Here is a 19,295-nt window from a genome sequence, read left to right as displayed (position 1 = left end):
ATCCCCCCTTAATAAGGTGGTTTTGATCCCCCCTTAATAAGGTGGTTTTGATCCCCCCTTAATAAGGTGGTTTTGATCCCCCCTTAATAAGGTGGTTTTGATCCCCCCTTAATAAGGTGGTTTTGATCCCCCCTTAATCCCCCCTTAATAAGGGGGGCTGCGAGCAAGTTGTCTATAAGAGCGTGAATTGTTGGGAAATTTTCAGGTAAACTATCTTCAGTTGTTGGCTAATCCAGAGATTTTTCTCACAGAGCGATCGCTGTTTGAATATCTACTAGGGAGTGATGGACTATACCTTGTAATCTAGCAGTTATTTTGTCTGATTGCTGTTCACTGGTAACATTTTTTCCATGAACTTGATTTAATTTCCTCAGATTAAGATAAAGACTCCAGAAAATCCTATCACCGGCTTTCCAGCTAAGGCTTGTTTTTTCACAAAGATTTAAGCTTATCTCCCTCGGATTGCCATTAAATCTTAACTGGAAGCAATTACCCCAGATTGTTGAAACCATTGGCTAATTCCGGCGGCTAAAACTTGCGCTAATTGTTTTTGTGCCTGAGTATCGGTAATCCATTCAAATTCTTGAGGATTACTCATAAATCCTAACTCTAATAACAATGAAGGACTACTATAGGGACGAGTTAAAGCTAAATTATTCCAAAATACCCCATAGGAAGGACGACTAAGATTTTTGGTTAAATAATCGTGGAGAAAAACCGATAGATCCGCTGCTTGGGGATGATACCAAAATATGCCAATTCCTTGAGTATTTAAGGCATCTCCATCATCAGGCAAAGCATTATAGTGAACCGATAGTGCTAGGGTTGGTTGTAGATTATTAATCATCTCTACCCGTGCTGGTAGGGATAGATCAATGTCCGTTTCTCTGGTTAAATAAACTGTTGCCCCCAATTTTTCTAATTCCTGTTTAATTAATTTAGACATAAGCAAATTAATCTCTTTTTCTGTGTAACCCGTCGGACCGACAGCACCAGTTTCTTTACCTCCATGTCCGGGATCTAATAAAATAACTTTGCCCTGTAAATTATCACTTTTTTCCGGGGGATGACGCAGGGTTAAGATTAAATTTGTCCCCTGGTAACGAAGACTATAACCCCACTGTTGTTTTTGATTAAGATTAAAAGTGTATTCTATCGTGGTCGGGTTGATTTGTCGCCAATCTAAACGTCTTACTAAAGGATTATCCACTAGAAAAATTGTATCGGTTTGGGCAATGGTATTATAAAGAGTCAAAATAAATTTATCATCCTCTTGTCTCACGGCGATGGGTACAGGATGGGAGAGGGGGAAAATAATTTCCGTTGCTTGATTGATACTGCGAGAAGAGAGACCACGAATATTAGCATTATCCAATACCTCATTGACTGTTAAACGGGTTTCTCGCTCTAAAATCCAACCACCATAATCTAAGCGTAACCAATCCCCTTCTTTCCCGGTGACTCTCGCTTTCGTGCCTTGGGGTAAAGGAGTTAAACGGGAATAATCACTACCCGGCCCCGTGCGTGCTACCCCTTGGTCCGCTATAATTTCAATCACTGGTAAATTTTGATCGCTAATAATGTTAATTTCTCCTTGACCTTGTTGACTAATCGAGCGATTATTTAATTGTGCTGTAAAAATAGGTTTTCCTAAGTTAGCCTCTTGCTTAAACTGCTGACAACCTCGATAGTAACCAGTTTTATCCTCGGAATTCGCTTGATTAAGATTAGTTAAAACTGCGGCATTACTAGGCAGTTTTGTGGTTTGAGTTTGGGGTAAAAGAGGTAAGATTTTATCTCCTAACTGCACAGAAACCTGAGCTTGGGGAGTGGCAATCGCACTAAAACAAATCCATTCCCCCACTAACCTCGTCCTATGGACAGAAGGACTGAGAGAGTTATCAGCAAAAGCTAATTCTTGGGGAATAATTGCTTGAGTATCTAGACGAATTATTTGACGATTAATAGTTTGGTTTTGATAGCGAATAGTGAAATTATTTTCGCCAACTTCTAGGGGAAAACTAGGGGCAAAATATCCTTTAGCACTGCGTTGAATCGGTTGATTATTGAGCAAAACTTGACCCGATGGAGGAGCAGAACCAATAAAAAAGATTTTCGAGGCCGTGGTTTGATGATTATCGGGAGGATAAACAATCATTAATGAGGTAGATTTAGCGCTGATGCTGTCATAAAAACCAATTAATAGCACTAAAACTAAACCGATTAAGATATTTTGCCCAAAAGTTCTCACTTTTAACCAGAATGGCCCCATATTATCCCCCTCTTAGCTGACAAATATTATCCTAGGACAAATTCTGGAGGTTTGTTGTTCGTCTTCTCAGTTGCACTGCATTTAAACTGCCTGTGGAAAATAGTAGTACAAATGCTCGAACCCCCACTTCCCCATCACCCCCCGCAACGCGCACGCAGTGACCACCCCATCACCCCATCTCCCTAATTCATAATTCATAATTCATAATTCATAATTCATAATTCATAATTCCCACACCCTGTTTTTGACCCTAATCCTTTATCATCAATATAGATTAACTTTTGTAAAGGAATCGGAGTTATGGCTTTAACCGTTGGAACAATCGCACCGAACTTTACCACCACCGACGATACTGGAAAAACCGTTTCCCTGTCGGATTTTCAAGGTAAAGTCGTAGTTTTATACTTCTATCCCAAAGATGATACCCCCGGCTGCACCAAGCAAGCGCAAAGCTTCCGGGATAACTACGAACAATACCAAGACAAGGAAATAGTAGTCTTCGGGGTGAGCAGGGATGACCAGGGTTCCCATGCACAATTTAAAGAAAAATACAGTTTACCATTCCAATTGCTCGTAGATACCGATGGTGCTATCACCAAAGCTTATGATGTCGATGGGGGTGGCTATTCTAAGCGCGTCACCTATATCATCGATGCAGAAGGCAAAATTAGCCATGTGGATGACAAAGTGAATACCGCTAGTCACGCATCGGATATTCTCTGTGTGGTCGGTTAATTTTTCCTAAAATTTTTTCTGGGTGTGTTAGGGGGGCCTAATACACCCAATGTTTATTTTCCAATTCACTGATACAATCGACCGCGCCAACTTTGGGGACGGGTAAAAGCAGAGATAAAAATGCGGATAACTGCCAGCGGATCCGCGAGGGGAGATAGCCAAAATAATCCCGAAGATAGATTGACTTTTTTGCCCCGATAGTAGCTAGGAGAGACAGCCAATAAAAGGGCAAAACGAATCAATAACAGCAGCAGGTTTAAAGTCAAAACAATTTTTAAACTCAGGAAATTGTAGCCAAAAATCAAAGCTGTGAGCAGTAAAGGGGTGATAATTATCGGTAATCCCTGAGTAAGAGCTAATAAAGCTAAATCGCCCCATAATTGCCCCTGATAGGAGGCATCTTTGAGGTCAAGGGATCTGCCCCATTCGCGCCAAGTTTCCTTAAGTCCTTCGTACATTCGCACGCGAATCAACTTCGCCCCATCGAGAAATCCCACCCGATAGCCTTTCGTTGCCGCTAGACGGGCGAGGGTGACATCATCGCAAAAAGAACCTTTTGCCCCGCTATAACCGTCTAAAGCCGCTAAAACTGACCGCCGGCAGAGAAAACATTGACCATTGGCCATGACTCGTTGGGGATCTTGCCCGCGCACTCCGGCCGCATCAAAGCGATAGAGCAAAGTCATCAATAAAGCTGGCTGTAACCACCATTCTCCCGGATAGGAGAGGATAAATTGCGGCGACAGGGAAACTAAATCGTAACCTTCTGCGATCGCAGCTTTAACTAAACTGGCGACTAAATTTGCTTGGGGTTGGGTATCGGCATCAATGCCCAAAATCCAGTCACTTTTAGGAGAACTAAACAAAAAACCATTGTGTAACGCCCAGGGACGACCTACCCAATCGGGGGGCAAAGGATCATCGGTTTTCAGGCGAAAGCGGGGGTCTTTTGCCGCTATCTCCTTGACTTTTTCCCGCGTACCATCTTGGGAATTGCTATCGACAATCAGAATTTCTCGCACTTCGTAACTCTGTTGACTCAATCCCTGTAAACAACCGTCAATCCTGGCCACTTCGTTTAATGTCGGCACAATCACGCTTACCGTCCCTAACATCTCCGGGGTGGGGGGTTGGGGAGTCAGGGGAGGACGACGACGCGCCCCTTTTAGCAGACGGGAAAGAAGGATAAAAAAGGCAACAGCCTGAGACAGTAGTAGCCCCAGGCAGAATGCACCGAGAATTATCTCAGTTAACAACTTATTTGGCTCCTCTCACCGAAACAACGGGGATTTTTAGGGTTGTTACTTCGCTTGTCGGCACTGTTTGCCCGGAAGCAACAGCCTTGGCGCGATTATAGAGGAGTGTTAAAGGCAGAATACCGGTGAGTAATCCTAAGAAAATCGGCGGATAAATACCGGCACCCATACTCATGACCGTAGCAAAGCCAAAATTACCCAAATACATCACAAAAGGCAGGGTTAAATCTTGACTTGGCAGTTTCACCGGTTGCACTTGCCAAATTAAAGTGGCTACCGTCATAAAAACACAGCCCGTGCCAAACCAACCGGCAAAATTTTCATAGGGCATCCCAAAGAAGGCCCCCGGTTGTTCCCAAATCCAGAAGGGTATGGTAGTTTGACTCATGGCCGGATCTAGGACAAAATCCCAGGAAGTTAATAATACCGCCCCGATAGCGATCGATCCTAGATTTTGTAGCCATTGGGGTATAGCAAGAGTGGATAAACCAACACGAGCGATGATATAGGCACTAAAACCGAGATAAAACCAAGATAGGGGGATAGTAAAGGGGACTAAACCCGCAATTTTGTAACCTAAGCCCGAAAGATAACGATAATGACCGAAAGGAAAGCCGGTACTGGTTCCTAATAGTTCGCTACAAAGGGATAAACTGATAGCGGGAACCATGAATCCTAACCAGTGCCACACTCCTAGAGTCCGATAGGCATAAACAGCCACGGCTGCCATTCCTAACACCATATACACCACACCCCCCCCAGCCATTGACCAAGCAAAGAAGGTTTTGCCAAAATCTGGTAAATTGGCCACAAATTCGGGATGGGGCAGAACTAGCAACAATCCGGCTAGTCCAAAAGCCATCGATACAATATGACCGATGAGCAGAGCTTTTTCGATCGCAATTAGTCGTCTCATTAAATCTCTAGCACTGCGAAAGGATAATCATTTTCAAGTTTACAAATCTTTATTAAAGAATTATTACGCAGATCGGTCACTTTCGGCAAAAAAGTTTTAGGGGGGCTAGGGAGTTTCCTGTAGTGGTGGTTTAGGAGTCATACTAAATCCTGTTTAGAAGGTATAGGGGAGTGGGAATTATGAATTATGAATTAGGGAGAGGGAAGACCACTTCGTGCGCGTTGCGGGGGGAGGTGGGGAGAGCGGAGCGGGGAGAAACAATTGATAACTTGGGAGTTAATCACACTATTAAAAACGGATTTGGTATCAGCAGGCAGGAGTCAGTGGTCATAATAATCAATCAAATTGTCTATTTGGAGATTTTATCTCAAATGTCGGGGCGAAGACCCTCGCTTTTAGAGACGAGATGAAACCCCGACCAATATAAAACAGCACTTCGACAGGATCAGTGTCCACATTTCGACACATTTCGACAGGCTCAATGTAAAGGATCAATGTAAAGGCTCAGTGACACGAAGAACGATTAAAAATAAGTGTCCAGTCTCCTGACAAAATCTCGAATAACTTCTTCTTTTAAGGGACTTGACCTACTCAGGCTAAATAGCTACTATATAAGTAGAGCAGATAGGGTAATCAACCGATTTAAAAACTCCTGTAGTCTAATCACTACGCTATCTGCACCTTGAAAATCAAAGATCTGGGTTTCTACTCAATAGTTCTAGTTTCTCACCCGCTCGTGATGTAAAATCTTTACAGGAACTAGACAAAGCAGTATTTGGAGTTAACACTTCAATTCAAGCAAACTTTGTAGAAATACAACTATCGTAGGGCATACGAAAAGTAACGCGCAAGCGTGAGAACCACCTCTGGGTTGGATAACGCAAGGCATCTAATTTAAGTGGACTCGATGAACCAAAAATCCCTCGCTTTTAGCGACGGGAGTGTCAAACTTAGTTTTTTCATTTTTTTAACCCCCAAAAATTAATTAGGCAAGAGGCAATGACTAAAAATGCCTGAAAATATATGTTAACAATCATGCTTTTAACCTAAAAAAAGCATTCTAAGATTAAGTCCTCTCGATCACCTAGTAATTGCAGCAGTTCTTAAAAAAACTCTCTCCATCAGACTCACTATAATTAAAACGGTAGCCTAGCTATGTCGGCAGAATCTAGACATCGGCGTTTACTTGCCAATCGATACCAACTGGTCGAGTTGATCGGTAGCGGTGCCATGGGACAAGTATATCGAGCAGAAGATAAACTATTAGGTGGCGTAACCGTCGCCGTGAAATTCCTCTCGCAAACTCTCCTCAACAAAAAAATGCGCGAGCGTTTCGAGCGAGAGGCGACTATTTCGGCACTTTTAGGCGAAAAAAGTATTCATATTGTTAAAGTTCGTGATTATGGTGTAGATGAAAAGGAAGTCCCCTTCTACGTCATGGAATTTTTGCAGGGGGAAAGCATAGGAGAAATCATCAAATATCACCCGCTGCCTCTCCCGCGCTTCTTTCATCTCACCCGTCAGATTTGTTTCGGCATCGAATGCGCCCATAAGGGTATTATCTTCCAAGGCGAGATGTGTCCGATTATTCACCGGGACATCAAACCTAGCAATATTATCGTGATTCAGGACTCAGGATTAGGGGAATTGGTGAAAATTCTCGATTTTGGCATCGCTAAACTCATCCAATCGGGAGAATCCCAAACCCAATCGTTTATGGGAACCTTAGCCTATTGTTCCCCAGAACAGATGGAAGGTAAAGAACTCGATCATCGTTCCGATATCTACAGTTTTGGGATTATGATGTACGAGATGATCACGGGAGAAACGCCCGTTTTTCCCGATAATCCCTCCTTTGGCGGTTGGTATGAGGTTCACCACTACGTTGAACCCCGTCCCTTTAATCCTAGCTTGCAATTACCGCCAGAATTAGAACAGTTAATCCTGCGCTGTTTAGCCAAAGCACCCAGCGATCGACCGCAAAGTGTTACAGATATACTACAACTTCTCGAACGACTCGAACCCCTAGTCAAAAATAATCAACCCAATAAATTGCATCGTATCGGTGAAATAGTCAAAAAAATCGACGATTACACCAGCAAAACTAAAACCCTTGATGATTTAGATCGAACCAGTGTTTCTGGTGCTAATGGGAAGGATATCTGTCTCAAGTCCAGTTGGCCCGAGGATAAACCGCGCCAAAAAATCGTCTTCTCACGCTGTATCAAGGCTGCTGACGGCATTTTTGCCAGTTTATGGGTAATGTTGGCTCGAGAAGATATCCCCGTCCGGGTTGCTAGTGTCCGTTATAATCAATTCCTCTTTTTACCCACACCCCACCCGATGATTCTCTGGATTACTGTCCTCTATCATCGTCAACAGGGGCCGCGCTGGTTGCCCTGTTATTTGGACTTAAAAACCCCCCAGGGTCAAAAAATGACCAAAACCCTCGGCGAAACCGGTCAATACTCGATTTTATTTTTCTCCCTCGAAGGCGGCAATATCTGCGAAAATGTGATCACCGCCAATATTCCCGCCAATCAATGCCAAAATTTGCAGCAATGGCTGACCGATAGTCAATTTGCCCAGATTGGCAGCCCACAAATTAGCAAGCGGATGTTAAAACACAAACTCCAGGAACTTAAACCCAAAATTCTGGCCAAATTAGCCTCAGAATTACCCCCGCATCCCTAAAAAATTAGGGAGGCATTAACTAGGGTCTGCTGAAAAAGTTTTTCCTAGGGGCAGGGTGTAGGGTGTGGGGTGTGGGGTGTGGGGTTTTACCCATTTTCATCGGGTAAATTACCTAATTTTCAGGGAAAAAGTCCCTGAATTTTCCCCCCGACCACTCCCATATCTGGTACTTTTTGATTGACAAAAAGTCTAAAAGTCTTACCCAACAAGGTTTTTAGATTTATTCAGCTAACCCTATCTACTCACCCAGATTACAGAGGTCGATAGACACGGTAATCAATATTGGGGAAAATATTATCGATTTCCTCGACTTTTTGCAACCAACCAGAGTCAATCTTCTCGGATTTCACATCTTCATAGATTTTATTTAACCGCAGCAGGTGGGAACGAGTGCGCCGGACAGCATAGGGAACCATTGTACCGGTTCGCATAATAAAGGCCCAGTCAGAAGATTGCGCTAATAATAACTCCCGGGCTGCCTGATTTAAAGCCCGTTCCTGTAATTCATCCTCCGCTTCGTGATGACTTAATTCAATCATCCGTTCCGTGCCTTTGTGTAGGTGAGGATAGATCCAAGCGTTAGTTTCATTCAGCCAGTATTCATGGAAACCCTTATAACCCCAACTGGATTGGGAAGGACGACAGACCTGCTGAGTCGGGTTAGCCCGGAGATAATCGGCTAAATGGGTCATTTGGTAGATATTTTGGTCATACCAAGACTTACGGAACAGAAAATCAATAAACCAGGGTCCCTCATACCACCAGTGACCGAATAACTCGGCATCGTAGGGAGAAACAACCAGGGGAGGACGGCCCATAATTCCCGCTAAACTCTCCACTTGCCGCTCGCGATTATACATAAAATTGCCCGCGTGTTCGGCGGCTTTTTCTTTGGCCCAGTAAGGGTCATAAAGCCCTTTTTCCGATAAACCACCGTCCCGGCTAGTAATTTTATGGTATTTGATGCCTATATTCTTGCGTTGACCGTTGGGCATGATATAGGGCTTAATATACTCGTATTCCGCTTCCCAGCCCAAATCTTTATAGAATTCCCGATAAACTATATCCCCCGGATAACCGACTTGGGAAGACCAAACCTGTTGAGAAGATTCGTGGTCACGACCGAAAGCAGCCACCCCGGTTTCCGTGAAAATGGGCGCGTAACTGCCGTAACGGGGGCGAGGACGACCGTAGAGAATACCGTGGCCATCGACGAGGAAGTAACGAATGCCCGCATCGGCTAACATTCTTTCTACCCCTTCGTAGTAGGCACATTCCGGCAACCAAATGCCCTTGGGACGACGACCGAAATTTTCTTCGTAGTGTTGACAGGCCACCTCAATTTGCGCCCAGACCGCTTGTGGGTACATTTTCATCAGGGGCATATAACCGTGAGTCGCACCACAAGTGATAATTTCTAGGTTATTACTGTCAAGGAATTGTTTAAAAGCTTTGACCAGATCTCGATCGTATTTTTCCCAAGTTTGTCGGATACTTTGGAAGGATTCAGCGTAATATTCGGCTAAGTAGCGAATATGGCCATTGTGTTGATTATGGTCGATTTCTTTAGCAATTAATTCTTCTAACTTACCTAAGTGTTCTTCATAACGCTCTTGCAGTAACGGATCCCGCAGCATCGACACCAACGGCGGAGTCATGCTCATGGTCATTTTAAAATCGATACCGTCCCGCTTGAGACCTTCAAAAACTTGCAGCAGAGGGATGTAGGTTTCTGTGATTGCTTCGTATAACCATTCTTCTTCGAGGACGTAATCGCTTTCGGGATGGCGGACGAAAGGGAGATGCGCGTGGAGAACTAGGGCAACATAGCCAAAAGCCATAGGATTTCTTCTTAGAATTAAGGAATAAAACTTTAAGATTAGGTTGAGTAGATTTTATACTATCTTAAGCTTCTACAATAAAGAATATGATAAAAGTCGATCGATCGTCGATCGATCTCGTCAATCCCTAGGTTTACTAATTTTCCGATGCTCCCATCTAACGAGCCACTGACTGCTTTAGGGAGAGAGACGACAACGCCTCTCTCGATTCAACTTTTGCTGTTTGTTGATGACCGTCCCAGTTCTCAAGAAATTATCCGTCAAATTCAGGCCTATCTCCAGTCTTTAAAGTCTGATTACCCGATTGACCTACAAATCATCGAAATTCGCCAGCAACCTCATTTAGTCGAACATTTTCGCCTTGTAGCTACCCCCGCCTTGGTCAAAATTGCCCCCGGCCCCCGCCATACCCTCGCGGGCAGTAATCTGGTGGAACAGTTTAAAAAATGGTTGGTACGTTGGCAAAAAGCGATTAAAGAGGAGGTCAAAAATCATCACGCTGATGATGCACAACTTCAAGAGGTGGAACATTCGGGCGAACTCATCCGCATCGCCGATGAGGTTTTTCGTCTCAAACAGGAAAAGGAAGAATTATTAGAACAATTAAAATTTAAAGACCAAATTTTGGCTATGTTAGCCCACGATTTACGCAGTCCTCTTACCGCCGCTTCCATCGCCGTGGAAACCCTCGAATTAGCCTATCATCAACCAGATACTGAGCGCAGTCTGCAATTACGAGAACAACTGCACCAACAGGCCCGCAAACAGTTCCGGATTATGAACCGTTTGATTACGGATATTCTGCAAGCTTCTAAGAGCATGGCGGCGCAATTCACTCTCCAACAGAGTAAATTCTATCTGCAAGCCCTCTGTCAGGAAATTTTGTCCCAATTTACCGATACTTTTCAGGAAAAGACTTTAATTCTCCAAAGCGATATCCCCCAAGATCTGCCCCCCGTCTATGCTGATGAGGAGTTAATCCGACAGGTGATTATTAATCTCTTGGAGAATGGCATCAAATATACCCCCGCCGGCGGCGCAATTACCCTTTCTGTCCTCCATCGTACTACTCAAAAAGTACAAGTGAGCATCAGTGATACCGGCCCCGGCATTCCCGAAGAAAAACAAGAGCATATTTTTGAGGGTCATGTGCGTCTCAAACGGGATGAGGGTAAAGAAGGTTATGGCATCGGTTTATCGGTCTGTCGCAAGATTATTCGCGCCCACTACGGTCAAATTTGGGTGGATAGTGTCCCCGACCACGGCAGTAGTTTTCACTTCACCCTGCCAGTTTATCGCTAAAATGCTCCGCCAACCAATGATCAATGTCCCCTAAAACTAAGTCGGGGATTTCCCAGGGGAACAGATGGGCCGTATCCGGGTAACATTTCCACTGAGACAGTTTCAGTTTTGCCGCCGTTTCTTGGCTCGAGGCACTGGTAATATGGCGATCATTTGCCCCCGCCAGAACCAAGCAGGGAATTGTGATTCTGTCAAGAGATTTTAAACAATTGTAACTTTTTTTTAAAGCCCGATTTAAAGCGCGATCAGCAGCTGGAGAAGTGCCTAAGTAGGCGGTAACAGCATCTTGAGCGAGATATTGATAGGATATCGCTTGATGTTGTGAAAAAAGGTACTGAAACAGCGAACGACGGGCAAAAGTATCAATATTCCAACGCCATCCCGGTTTGATCTGATTGAGAATTGCCGCCATCCCCGTCAAAATCAGATCCGTGGTGGTGATAGGAGGATGACTACCCCAAGGCCGCGCAGCCGAAGCCACGAGAATTAAACCAGGAAAGCGATCGGGATGGCGCAATACTAATTCCAGTGCGATTATACCCCCCAAAGACCAACCGAGAATTAAACATTGCTGGATTTTTTGGCGATCGAGCAGCTCGATTAAATCCTCTAGATGTTCTTCTAGCTGAAAATCCAGGCGATAACGACTTTTACCGTAGCCGCGCAGATCCGGGGCCAGGGTTTGCCAACGTTGGCAAAAATGATCGGTAAATACAGACATACTACCTGCCGAACCGGGATGACCGTGCAGACAGAGAATCGGATAGCCATTACCTTTAATGTTAACGTTTAGAGCGATCGACATTGAGCAGTTATCAGTTATCAGTTATCAGTTATCAGATTTGAGTTTTAAGTGAGCAGTATATATTAAGCGAGCAGTATTAAATAGTGTTTGCTGAATAAATCTAAAAACCTTGTTGGGTAAGACTTTTAGACTTTTTTCCCCTCAAAAAGTGCCAGCACTTGGAGTGTTCGGGGGGAAAATTCAGGTACTTTTTCCGCGAAAATTAGGTAATTGACCCTCTGAAAACGGGTAAAACCCTACACCCTACACCCCACACCCCACACCCCACACCCTACCCCCACGAAAAACTTTTTGCCGCAAACCCTAAATAGCAGTTTCCTGCTGTCTTTTCACTGTTCACTGTTTACTGATCACTGATTATTGACTGGGATATATGGGTGATCGAGTCTCTGGTAAGTCATACTAGAGAATGGGAGAGAGTTGGTCTAGAGGTTGCGGGATCATTTGATCAATGATTCCGAGGAAAGTCCGAACTCCCGAAAGACCACACTTGCTGGATAACGTCCAGTGCGCGTGAGCGTGAGGATAGTGCCACAGAAAAATACCGCCCCCTTTTTTCAGTAATCAGTAAACAGTAATCAGTAACGAAAGTAAATTTACTGATAACTTTCCACTGATAACTGATAACTGATAACTGATTGGGGGTAAGGGTGCAAAGGTGCGGTAAGAGCGCACCAGTAGTATCGAGAGGTACTGGCTCGGTAAACCCCGGTGGGGAGCAAGGTGGAGGGACAAAGGTTGGTCTTTTTCCTGTCCCGTTCTTAGGAACCGCTTGAGGTAATTGGTGACAATTATCCCAGATAGATAACCTCTATTCCAACAAAGGTAAAAGCAATTTTACTGCTGTTGGGAAATACAGAATTCGGCTTATGTCTGACTCTCTCCTTTAAGTAGTCATGCAAAATAAATTTCCTAGTGAAGACAGGCAAGAGGCAATAGGCAAGAGGCAAAAGCTTTATCGAAATGTGTAATTAATTTTGCTTAGGTACTTATCAGTTATCAGTTATCAGTTATCAGGAGTCAGTATTCAGTATTCAGGAGATAGGAGATTGCTTTTATTTATTCTCCCCACACCCCACACCCCACACCCTACACCCTACACCCTACACCCCACACCCTACACCCCACACCCCTGCTCCCCGCTCCCATGTCCTTAAGTGATCCGCGTCGCCAAAAACAATTAAAAACCCTAGTGGAAAAGCTGGGTTTATCGGCTGATGTCCCCGTCAGATGGGATTTATTAGATTTGGCCCTAACTCATCCCAGTGTTTCCCGTGATAAGAATTATGAACAATTGGAATTTGTGGGCGATTCTGTGGTAAGACTCGTGGCGGCGGAGGTATTGTTAGAAACCTATCCGGAGGCCCTAGTGGGAGAATTTGCTGCGCTGCGATCGATGATGGTTAGCGATCGCACTCTGGCGGAATTTGCGGATCGCTACGGTTTCGAGCGTTATTTGTTGGTATCAAGTAGTACGAGTATCGATCAAGCGGGGAGAATTTCGCGACTAGCAGACGCTTTTGAGGCGGTCTTGGGAGCATTATATCTTAGTACACAGACAATGATTTTAGTGCGTTCTTGGTTAGATGAGCCACTGCGGGAAAAAGCGGCCGAAATTCGTCGAGATCCGGCCCGACAGAATTATAAGGATGCCTTGCAGGAGTGGACACAAGCAACATACAAAAAACTGCCGCAATATTTAGTAAAAGAAATCAATGGCTTAGATCAAGAACGTTTTTGTGCGGAAGTGTGGTTAAATGAGCAGAAATTAGGAGTGGGAACTGGCAGAAGCAAAAAAGCGGCGGAACAGGCAGCGGCTAAATCAGCTTTTCTAGAAGTGGTTAAAGGCTAAATGCGGGCATTTTTGCCTAACGAACGAATTGCCAGAGGCGAATTTTAAAATCATAATTACCACTAGCCAAATACTGCCCATCGGGACTAAAAGCTAGGGATTCCACCCAGTCGGAATTATTATCAAACCAAGCTAACTGTTTACCCGTCGTCACATCCCATAAACGCACACCGTCATTACTGGCACTAGCGAGAATTTGTCCGTTAGGATGGAGTGCCAGGGAGCGAATTCGGGCCGTATGACCGATGAGAGTAAATAATAACTTATTATTGCTCGTATCCCAGATTTTAATCGTGCGGTCTAAACTACCCGTAATTAAATTTTTACCGTCGGGAGTGTATAAAAGCTTGCTAACCGCTTGGGGATGGGCGGAAAATTTCGACAGAAATTTGCCCTCGCGGATGTCCCAAAAATTTACCTCACCGTTTTCATGACCACTGGCAAGGGTGAAACCATCGGATTTCACCCCTAGGGAATAAACAAAATTACCCACCCAATTTAAACGATAGAGGGGACGGCGGGGGGGTTGCACTGTCCAGAGGCGAATTCCTTCCAAACCACCACTAATTAACGTTTTACCATCGGGAGTAACGGTGAGGGCGAGGACAGTATTACCGTGTTCGAGGGAAACTCCTAAATACTTGCCTTCCACCAGATTCCAAAAATTAATCGAACCATCTAAACCGCTACTAACTAATAATCTTTCGTTGGGACTAATGGCTAAAGCTTTGACGCTGGTCCTTTGGGCGCGAGTTTGGGAAACTTTTTGCCCCGTTTTTACCGACCAAATTCTCAGGAGAGGATCCGTATCACTACCACCAGCGAGAACCAATTGGTTATCGGGGCTGAAAATCAGAGCATTAGGGGTGGATTGTTGCCCTTCTAAGGTTTTAGCGAGGGTAAGTCTGCCTAAACCTTCTACTAGGATAGTTTCTGGGGTTTTTTGGCCACTTTCAGCTGCGGGTTTAGGGGGTGCAATGGGACTTTGGGCCTGACTAAGCTGATGTTCTCCGATTGTCAGCGTGGTTAAGACAGTGACCACAATTGCCCCGACAAGTTTCTCCCCACCTATAAATCGGAATTTCATAAATTTAGTTGAATATTAACGGTGCTATAGATTCTAGCCTTTGAGGGGATTGACTGCCAAGCAAGGTCAGATTTTTGAGCTAAGAAGGTCGATTTTTTTCGTTTTTCAGGGTTGGTAAAGCTACTTGACCCGATTGGGGCGGTAAATAGTATCTTGCCGCTTCTTCTTGGTTGATTTGCTGGCTTTTTTGGCTCTGTTGCCACCTGGCGAAGATAGCGATCGCCATAATCGTTGCCCCTAAAGATAGCAGTGTCCATCTTTGTCCTAGAACCCCGATGATGACATCTACTGCCGCTGCGGTAAAGATAAAGCTAGTTATTGGTTCTTGACGGTAAGCTTTCTTGAGAAAACGCGGCCAGAGGAGATTACTCATTTTATCTATTATTTCTACGGTTTCGATAATTCCAGCTTATCCTATCACCCTGAAAAATGTTGTTGATCGGGTGATGGGGGTTTTTCAGTAATCAGTAATCAGTGAACAGTAATCAGTAAGAAAAATAGTATTGTAAAGTATTAGGAACCCTAGGGGCTAAGTTTTGCCGCCAATTCCCCGTCCGACTTTTAGCCATCAATACTGTCCACCACGCTGAGAAAATCGTTGTGGATTAGCTCGGCGATAAAATTCTCCGGGTCGGTGATGGGAACAGTAACGCCTTGGCTGGCTACCATCTGTGCGGCCATCCGAGTCATGAAGTCCTGTCTTGTTTCCGCCATTCTACCCTGACATTGTTGTAATTTTTCTACCAATTCCAGTGGGGAATCGGCCACCAGTTTATCTCCCTCGCGGGTGACATAAATTGTCATCTTTCCTACCTCCTAAATGATCGGGAACGAGAATTCGGCACTACTAAACTACTTCTTTTCTCGCTATCATCATGGCTAGTTAGTTAGTCCCATCCTCGTCCGTCTTTCCCTATTTCCATTATTTGTTCTGGCTTGTCGCCTGGTAATTATTATTATCGCCAAAATAAAAGGATAAATTTGTCAATCTTTGTAACGAAAAATCAAGAAAAACTGTTCTCACCGTATCGCCCTGAACCTTTGCGGAGAAATTTGTTACAATAAATACAAAGGGAACTCCCCGCGCTGGCTTCCATCCCTAGTAAAAAATTGGCGGGGTAGGGAGCGGAAGTGAATAGTCCCGATCGGGGAGGCACTTGTCAGAGTTTCCCGCTTCCTTTAGTTTTAGGGGGAAAAGCCATGAAATCTGGAACATTATTATCGCCCGATCGACCGCTGCCAGAATTTCTCCGGTCAGCTATCCAAGACCGCTTTCCGGGGAAAGCGCTCGATGACCTCAGCGTCCGCTACTATGAAAGCGTCGAGGATGTGGGATACGAGTATTTTAATGATCGGGTGTTGCCGGCCTGTAGCGATGAGCCTGTCGTCCGCTATCTCGGCCCATTTATATCCTACGTCCGTCTAGGAGAAGCGTTAGTTTTGGATCGGCAAGATGGTCTTGTGGTTTACGAAACCGATCGAGATGTTCCCTGCACGGAAACTGGACCCTTCTGGTTGGTGACTCCTAAATCGCGCTGAAAAACCAAACCCAAGTTAAGCAGCTGAATTGGGAAAACTTAATAGTTAGGGTTGGCTGAATAAATCTAAAAACCTTGTTGGGTAAGACTTTTAGACTTTTGGGAAATCGAAAAGTACCGGATATGGGAGTGATCGGGGGGAGAATTCAGGGACTTTTTCCCTGAAAATTGGGTAATTGACCCCCTCAAAATCGGTAAAACCCTACACCCCACACCCCACACCCTGCCCCCACGAAAAACTTTTTGCCGCAAACCCTAGGTAAGACTCGACGGGTGGAGTCGGCAAGGGACAAAACCCGTCGCATTTTTATAACGCCTGCGATCGCAACCAAGCCACGGGTAGATAGAGCATTTTCTTGGCTAAAGGCACGAAGGCACGACGGGCGAAGACATCATAATTATTTGCTTCAATTACGTCTAAAATGCCTTGATAAAGCAGTAAAGCCGCCCAAACCGGCCAACGGGAATCGGGATTAAGGGCGCGGATCCCCCTTTCGGCGGAATCGTAGTAATAACGAGCGCGCTCAATTTGGAAGCGCATTAACGCCTGCCAACGGTGATCATTAACCCCTTTGAGTAAATCGTCTTCGCTGTAGTTAAAACGCTCTAAATCCTCTAAAGGTAGATAAATCCGCCCACGATGGACATCTTCCCCCACATCCCGCAAAATATTGGTTAATTGATTGGCAATACCGAGATCGATCGCTTCTTCTTGGGGAATATAGACGCTTTGATTGCGTCGCCAAGGAGCCGAGCGATCGCCATCTTCCAATCCTAACACCGCGCTGGACATTAACCCCACCGTTCCCGCCACCCGATAGCAGTACAGTTTTAGTTCATCAAAGGTTTGATAACGACTGCGATAGAGGTCCATCTGTTGCCCGGCGATCATATCCCGAAAGGGTTGGATATCCATGGGGAACTTTTCTAGAGTATCCACGAGAGCAACATCGGCATCCTCAAGGGCAACCCCAGAAAAGACAGTTTCTAGCTGTTTTTCCCATAAATCGAGGGTTTCAGGGGTAGTTAACCGGGCTTGGGGTCCATCGACCAGTTCATCGGTACGACGACACCAGACATAAATTGCCCAGATCGCTTGACGTTTTGCTTTCGGCATCAGGAGAGTACCGAGATAAAACGTTTTGGAATACTTCTCTGTAATCCGGCGACAGAGTTCGTAGGACTCCGCAAGGGAGACGAGGGGTTTGGTGGGGTGGGTCGGTTTTGGCAATTGGAGCATTCTGCTGGGGCGGAATGATTGACTTAGATTAACGGCGAACTGTGGCTAATGATATAGCATTGTCTCACTCAAGGCCATTTTCGTCATTAGTCCCTAGCCAGAGAATTAACGAGCGCTGGACACTGGTGTGGATTGGTTTTTATTCGGGTTTAGCGGTGCTGCGGGGTGATCTTTGCTGATCACTGCTGCCGCTAATTTTCCTGATAAAACCGCTCCTTCCATGCTTCCTAAATATTTTTGCATGGTATAGTCACCGGCGAGATAAAAATTCTCGATCGGAGTTTTCTGAGAAGGTCGATAAGCTTGTCGGCCAGGGGTGGCTTTATAAACTGATCGAGGAGTTTTCACCAGATGATATTTTAACAATTGACTGGGATTATCGCCAGTAAAATGTTGAGGAAAGAGTTTTTCTAGTTCTTTCATCGTGGCGGCGATAATTTCTTGATCGGATTTAGTAATCCAATCGTGAGCGGGAGCGAGAACTAATTCTAACATCGAGCGATCGGGGTTAGCGTATTCTTTACAGGTGTTGCTCATGTCAGCATAAACACTGAGTAAGGGCGAACGGGAGAATAATAAATGATCGATGTCGGTTAGTTTGCGATCAAACCAGAGGTGTAAATTAATGACGGGAACTCCTTCTAATCCTTCTAGTTTTTGAAAGAATTTATCTTCTTGCCAAGGCTTAGGCAGTAAAACTTTTAGAGGATCTACTGGCATCGCCGAAACATAAATATCTGCTTCAAAAAGATAATCTTCCCCACCGTCTAAACCGCGCATTAAGAAGGCTTTAACTGTGCCGTCTTCATTTAAGAGTATCTCTTTTAAAGGGGCATTTAAGCGCACTTCGCCACCTCTAGCGCTGATGTAATCGACTAAAGGTTGGCAGAGTCTTTCCGGGGGTGAACCGTCGAGAAAAGCCATTTTTGAGCCATTTTTCTCCTGTAAAAAGCGGTTGAGGGCTGTTAGTAGAATTGTGGCGGAAATCTCGTTAGGATCGATAAAGTTTAGGGCTTTCGACATAGCGATAAACACTTCTTTTTCTACCCTAGGGGGGATGTTTTGTTTCTCTAACCATTCCGACCAAGAATATTTATCCATCTCCTCGACGTAACTTTGGCCTTTAACAATGGCAGGGATTAAACCGAGTCCAAATTTAATTTTTTCCTCCCAAGTTAACATATCGTTATTGCGGAGAATGGCAACAATACCGTTAATTGGGGCGGGAATATCAGGGAAGTCAAACCGCGAATAGGTCCCTGGTTTTTCCGGCTGATTGAAGATCATCGAGTGTTCTTTCCACTGTAAACGATCCTCTATGCCTAATTCTTGGAATAATTGCAGCATATTGGGATAAGCGCCAAAGAAGATATGTAAACCGGTTTCGTACCAGTCCCCATCGGCATCTTTCCAAGCGGCAATTTTTCCCCCTAATACATCGCGACGTTCCAGTACGATGGGCGTATGTCCCGCATCGACAAGGTATTTCGCACAAGATAATCCGGCTAGTCCCGCACCAGCGATCGCAACTCGCATCGTTTCCTATCTACTCTCTAATGTCTTGTCTTTATCACATTCGCTATTATACTTCACATTTCGTTACATTTTTTTTCAGATTGTCGAGAAGGCAGGGGGCAGGAGGCAAAAGGTAGGAGACAGGAGATTATTTTTATTTATTCTCCCCATTTCCCCACACCCGTTCGGACCTCGGCCTGAGTTCAGCGTTCGACAAAAGCTCACGGGCGAAGCCCACACCC

General features: G+C 44.8%; 15 protein-coding genes, 1 other RNA gene and 1 pseudogene. 6 read left to right on the top strand and 11 right to left on the bottom strand.

Going from position 1 to position 19,295, the window contains the following annotated elements; genetic code table 11:
• Window positions 1–245: 245 nt before the first annotated feature.
• Both IM450_RS02220 and IM450_RS02215 read right to left on the bottom strand, forming a co-directional pair.
• Window positions 246–512 carry a hypothetical protein gene (locus IM450_RS02220; RefSeq protein WP_287668684.1) on the bottom strand — a complete coding sequence of 89 codons (267 nt, stop codon included), beginning with the start codon at window positions 510–512 and terminating at the stop codon, window positions 246–248.
• Window positions 476–2,272, bottom strand: coding sequence for an N-acetylmuramoyl-L-alanine amidase (locus tag IM450_RS02215; RefSeq protein WP_287668681.1), 1,797 nt, complete (start codon window positions 2,270–2,272; stop codon window positions 476–478). Before IM450_RS02215 ends, IM450_RS02220 begins: the two co-directional genes overlap by 37 nt.
• Before the next feature lie 300 nt (window positions 2,273–2,572).
• Here IM450_RS02215 and IM450_RS02210 point away from each other — a divergent pair, with 300 nt between their 5' ends.
• Window positions 2,573–3,007: a peroxiredoxin gene (locus IM450_RS02210; RefSeq protein WP_061431517.1), complete on the top strand. Its 435-nt coding sequence runs from the start codon at window positions 2,573–2,575 to the stop codon at window positions 3,005–3,007.
• Window positions 3,008–3,072: 65 nt separating this feature from the next.
• Here IM450_RS02210 and cruG read toward each other — a convergent pair whose 3' ends face one another.
• Together cruG and cruF are read right to left on the bottom strand one after the other, a co-directional pair.
• Window positions 3,073–4,263 carry a 2'-O-glycosyltransferase CruG gene (gene cruG / locus IM450_RS02205; RefSeq protein WP_287668677.1) on the bottom strand — a complete coding sequence of 397 codons (1,191 nt, stop codon included), beginning with the start codon at window positions 4,261–4,263 and terminating at the stop codon, window positions 3,073–3,075.
• 1 nt (window position 4,264) lies between these two features.
• On the bottom strand, window positions 4,265–5,179 hold the full coding sequence (gene cruF / locus IM450_RS02200) for a gamma-carotene 1'-hydroxylase CruF (protein ID WP_287668642.1): 915 nt from the start codon (window positions 5,177–5,179) through the stop codon (window positions 4,265–4,267).
• Between the two features lie 1,155 nt (window positions 5,180–6,334).
• Here cruF and IM450_RS02195 point away from each other — a divergent pair.
• Entirely contained in the window at window positions 6,335–7,873 is a 1,539-nt protein-coding gene (locus IM450_RS02195; RefSeq protein ID WP_287668639.1) for a serine/threonine-protein kinase, read from the top strand.
• A gap of 251 nt (window positions 7,874–8,124) precedes the next feature.
• On the opposite strand, the gene IM450_RS02190 is transcribed toward IM450_RS02195, so the two are convergent.
• Window positions 8,125–9,714 carry a glycoside hydrolase family 57 protein gene (locus IM450_RS02190; protein ID WP_002801847.1) on the bottom strand — a complete coding sequence of 530 codons (1,590 nt, stop codon included), beginning with the start codon at window positions 9,712–9,714 and terminating at the stop codon, window positions 8,125–8,127.
• Window positions 9,715–9,861: 147 nt separating this feature from the next.
• Between IM450_RS02190 and IM450_RS02185 the strand changes: the two genes are divergently transcribed.
• Window positions 9,862–11,016 carry a histidine kinase gene (locus IM450_RS02185; protein ID WP_287668636.1) on the top strand — a complete coding sequence of 385 codons (1,155 nt, stop codon included), beginning with the start codon at window positions 9,862–9,864 and terminating at the stop codon, window positions 11,014–11,016.
• Here the strand turns inward: IM450_RS02185 and IM450_RS02180 are convergent.
• Entirely contained in the window at window positions 10,994–11,821 is an 828-nt protein-coding gene (locus IM450_RS02180) for an alpha/beta fold hydrolase (RefSeq protein WP_287668633.1), read from the bottom strand. The two genes, IM450_RS02185 and IM450_RS02180, sit on opposite strands and share 23 nt — an antisense overlap.
• A 416-nt stretch (window positions 11,822–12,237) precedes the next feature.
• Here IM450_RS02180 and rnpB point away from each other — a divergent pair.
• Window positions 12,238–12,706, top strand: an RNA gene (rnpB, locus tag IM450_RS02175) — RNase P RNA component class A.
• A 262-nt stretch (window positions 12,707–12,968) separates the two neighbouring features.
• Complete coding sequence (gene rnc, locus IM450_RS02170) at window positions 12,969–13,673, top strand: ribonuclease III (protein WP_287668630.1); 705 nt, start codon at window positions 12,969–12,971, stop codon at window positions 13,671–13,673.
• Window positions 13,674–13,689: 16 nt separating this feature from the next.
• Here rnc and IM450_RS02165 read toward each other — a convergent pair whose 3' ends face one another.
• The 3 genes from IM450_RS02165 to IM450_RS02155 form a co-directional block, all read right to left on the bottom strand.
• Window positions 13,690–14,760 (bottom strand): WD40 repeat domain-containing protein, encoded by a 1,071-nt coding sequence (locus IM450_RS02165; RefSeq protein ID WP_287668627.1) that lies wholly within the window; start codon window positions 14,758–14,760, stop codon window positions 13,690–13,692.
• Between the two features lie 79 nt (window positions 14,761–14,839).
• A complete protein-coding gene (locus tag IM450_RS02160) occupies window positions 14,840–15,133 on the bottom strand; it encodes a hypothetical protein (protein ID WP_002801852.1) in 294 nt (97 codons plus the stop codon).
• 188 nt (window positions 15,134–15,321) lie between these two features.
• Complete coding sequence (locus IM450_RS02155) at window positions 15,322–15,564, bottom strand: hypothetical protein (protein WP_002795543.1); 243 nt, start codon at window positions 15,562–15,564, stop codon at window positions 15,322–15,324.
• Between the two features lie 257 nt (window positions 15,565–15,821).
• Here IM450_RS02155 and IM450_RS02150 point away from each other — a divergent pair.
• Window positions 15,822–16,299: pseudogene (locus tag IM450_RS02150) on the top strand (hypothetical protein).
• 306 nt (window positions 16,300–16,605) lie between these two features.
• On the opposite strand, the gene crtB reads toward IM450_RS02150, so the two are convergent.
• Both crtB and pds read right to left on the bottom strand, forming a co-directional pair.
• Window positions 16,606–17,538 carry a 15-cis-phytoene synthase CrtB gene (gene crtB / locus IM450_RS02145; protein ID WP_002801854.1) on the bottom strand — a complete coding sequence of 311 codons (933 nt, stop codon included), beginning with the start codon at window positions 17,536–17,538 and terminating at the stop codon, window positions 16,606–16,608.
• A gap of 105 nt (window positions 17,539–17,643) precedes the next feature.
• Window positions 17,644–19,074, bottom strand: coding sequence for a 15-cis-phytoene desaturase (gene pds, locus IM450_RS02140; protein WP_287668618.1), 1,431 nt, complete (start codon window positions 19,072–19,074; stop codon window positions 17,644–17,646).
• Window positions 19,075–19,295: the final 221 nt, after the last annotated feature.

The sequence above is a fragment of the Microcystis sp. M083S1 genome (assembly GCF_020246405.1).
Classification (GTDB): domain Bacteria; phylum Cyanobacteriota; class Cyanobacteriia; order Cyanobacteriales; family Microcystaceae; genus Microcystis; species Microcystis aeruginosa_C.
Note: the sequence above shows the minus strand (reverse complement) of the source record. Positions and strands in the feature narration are given on the sequence as shown.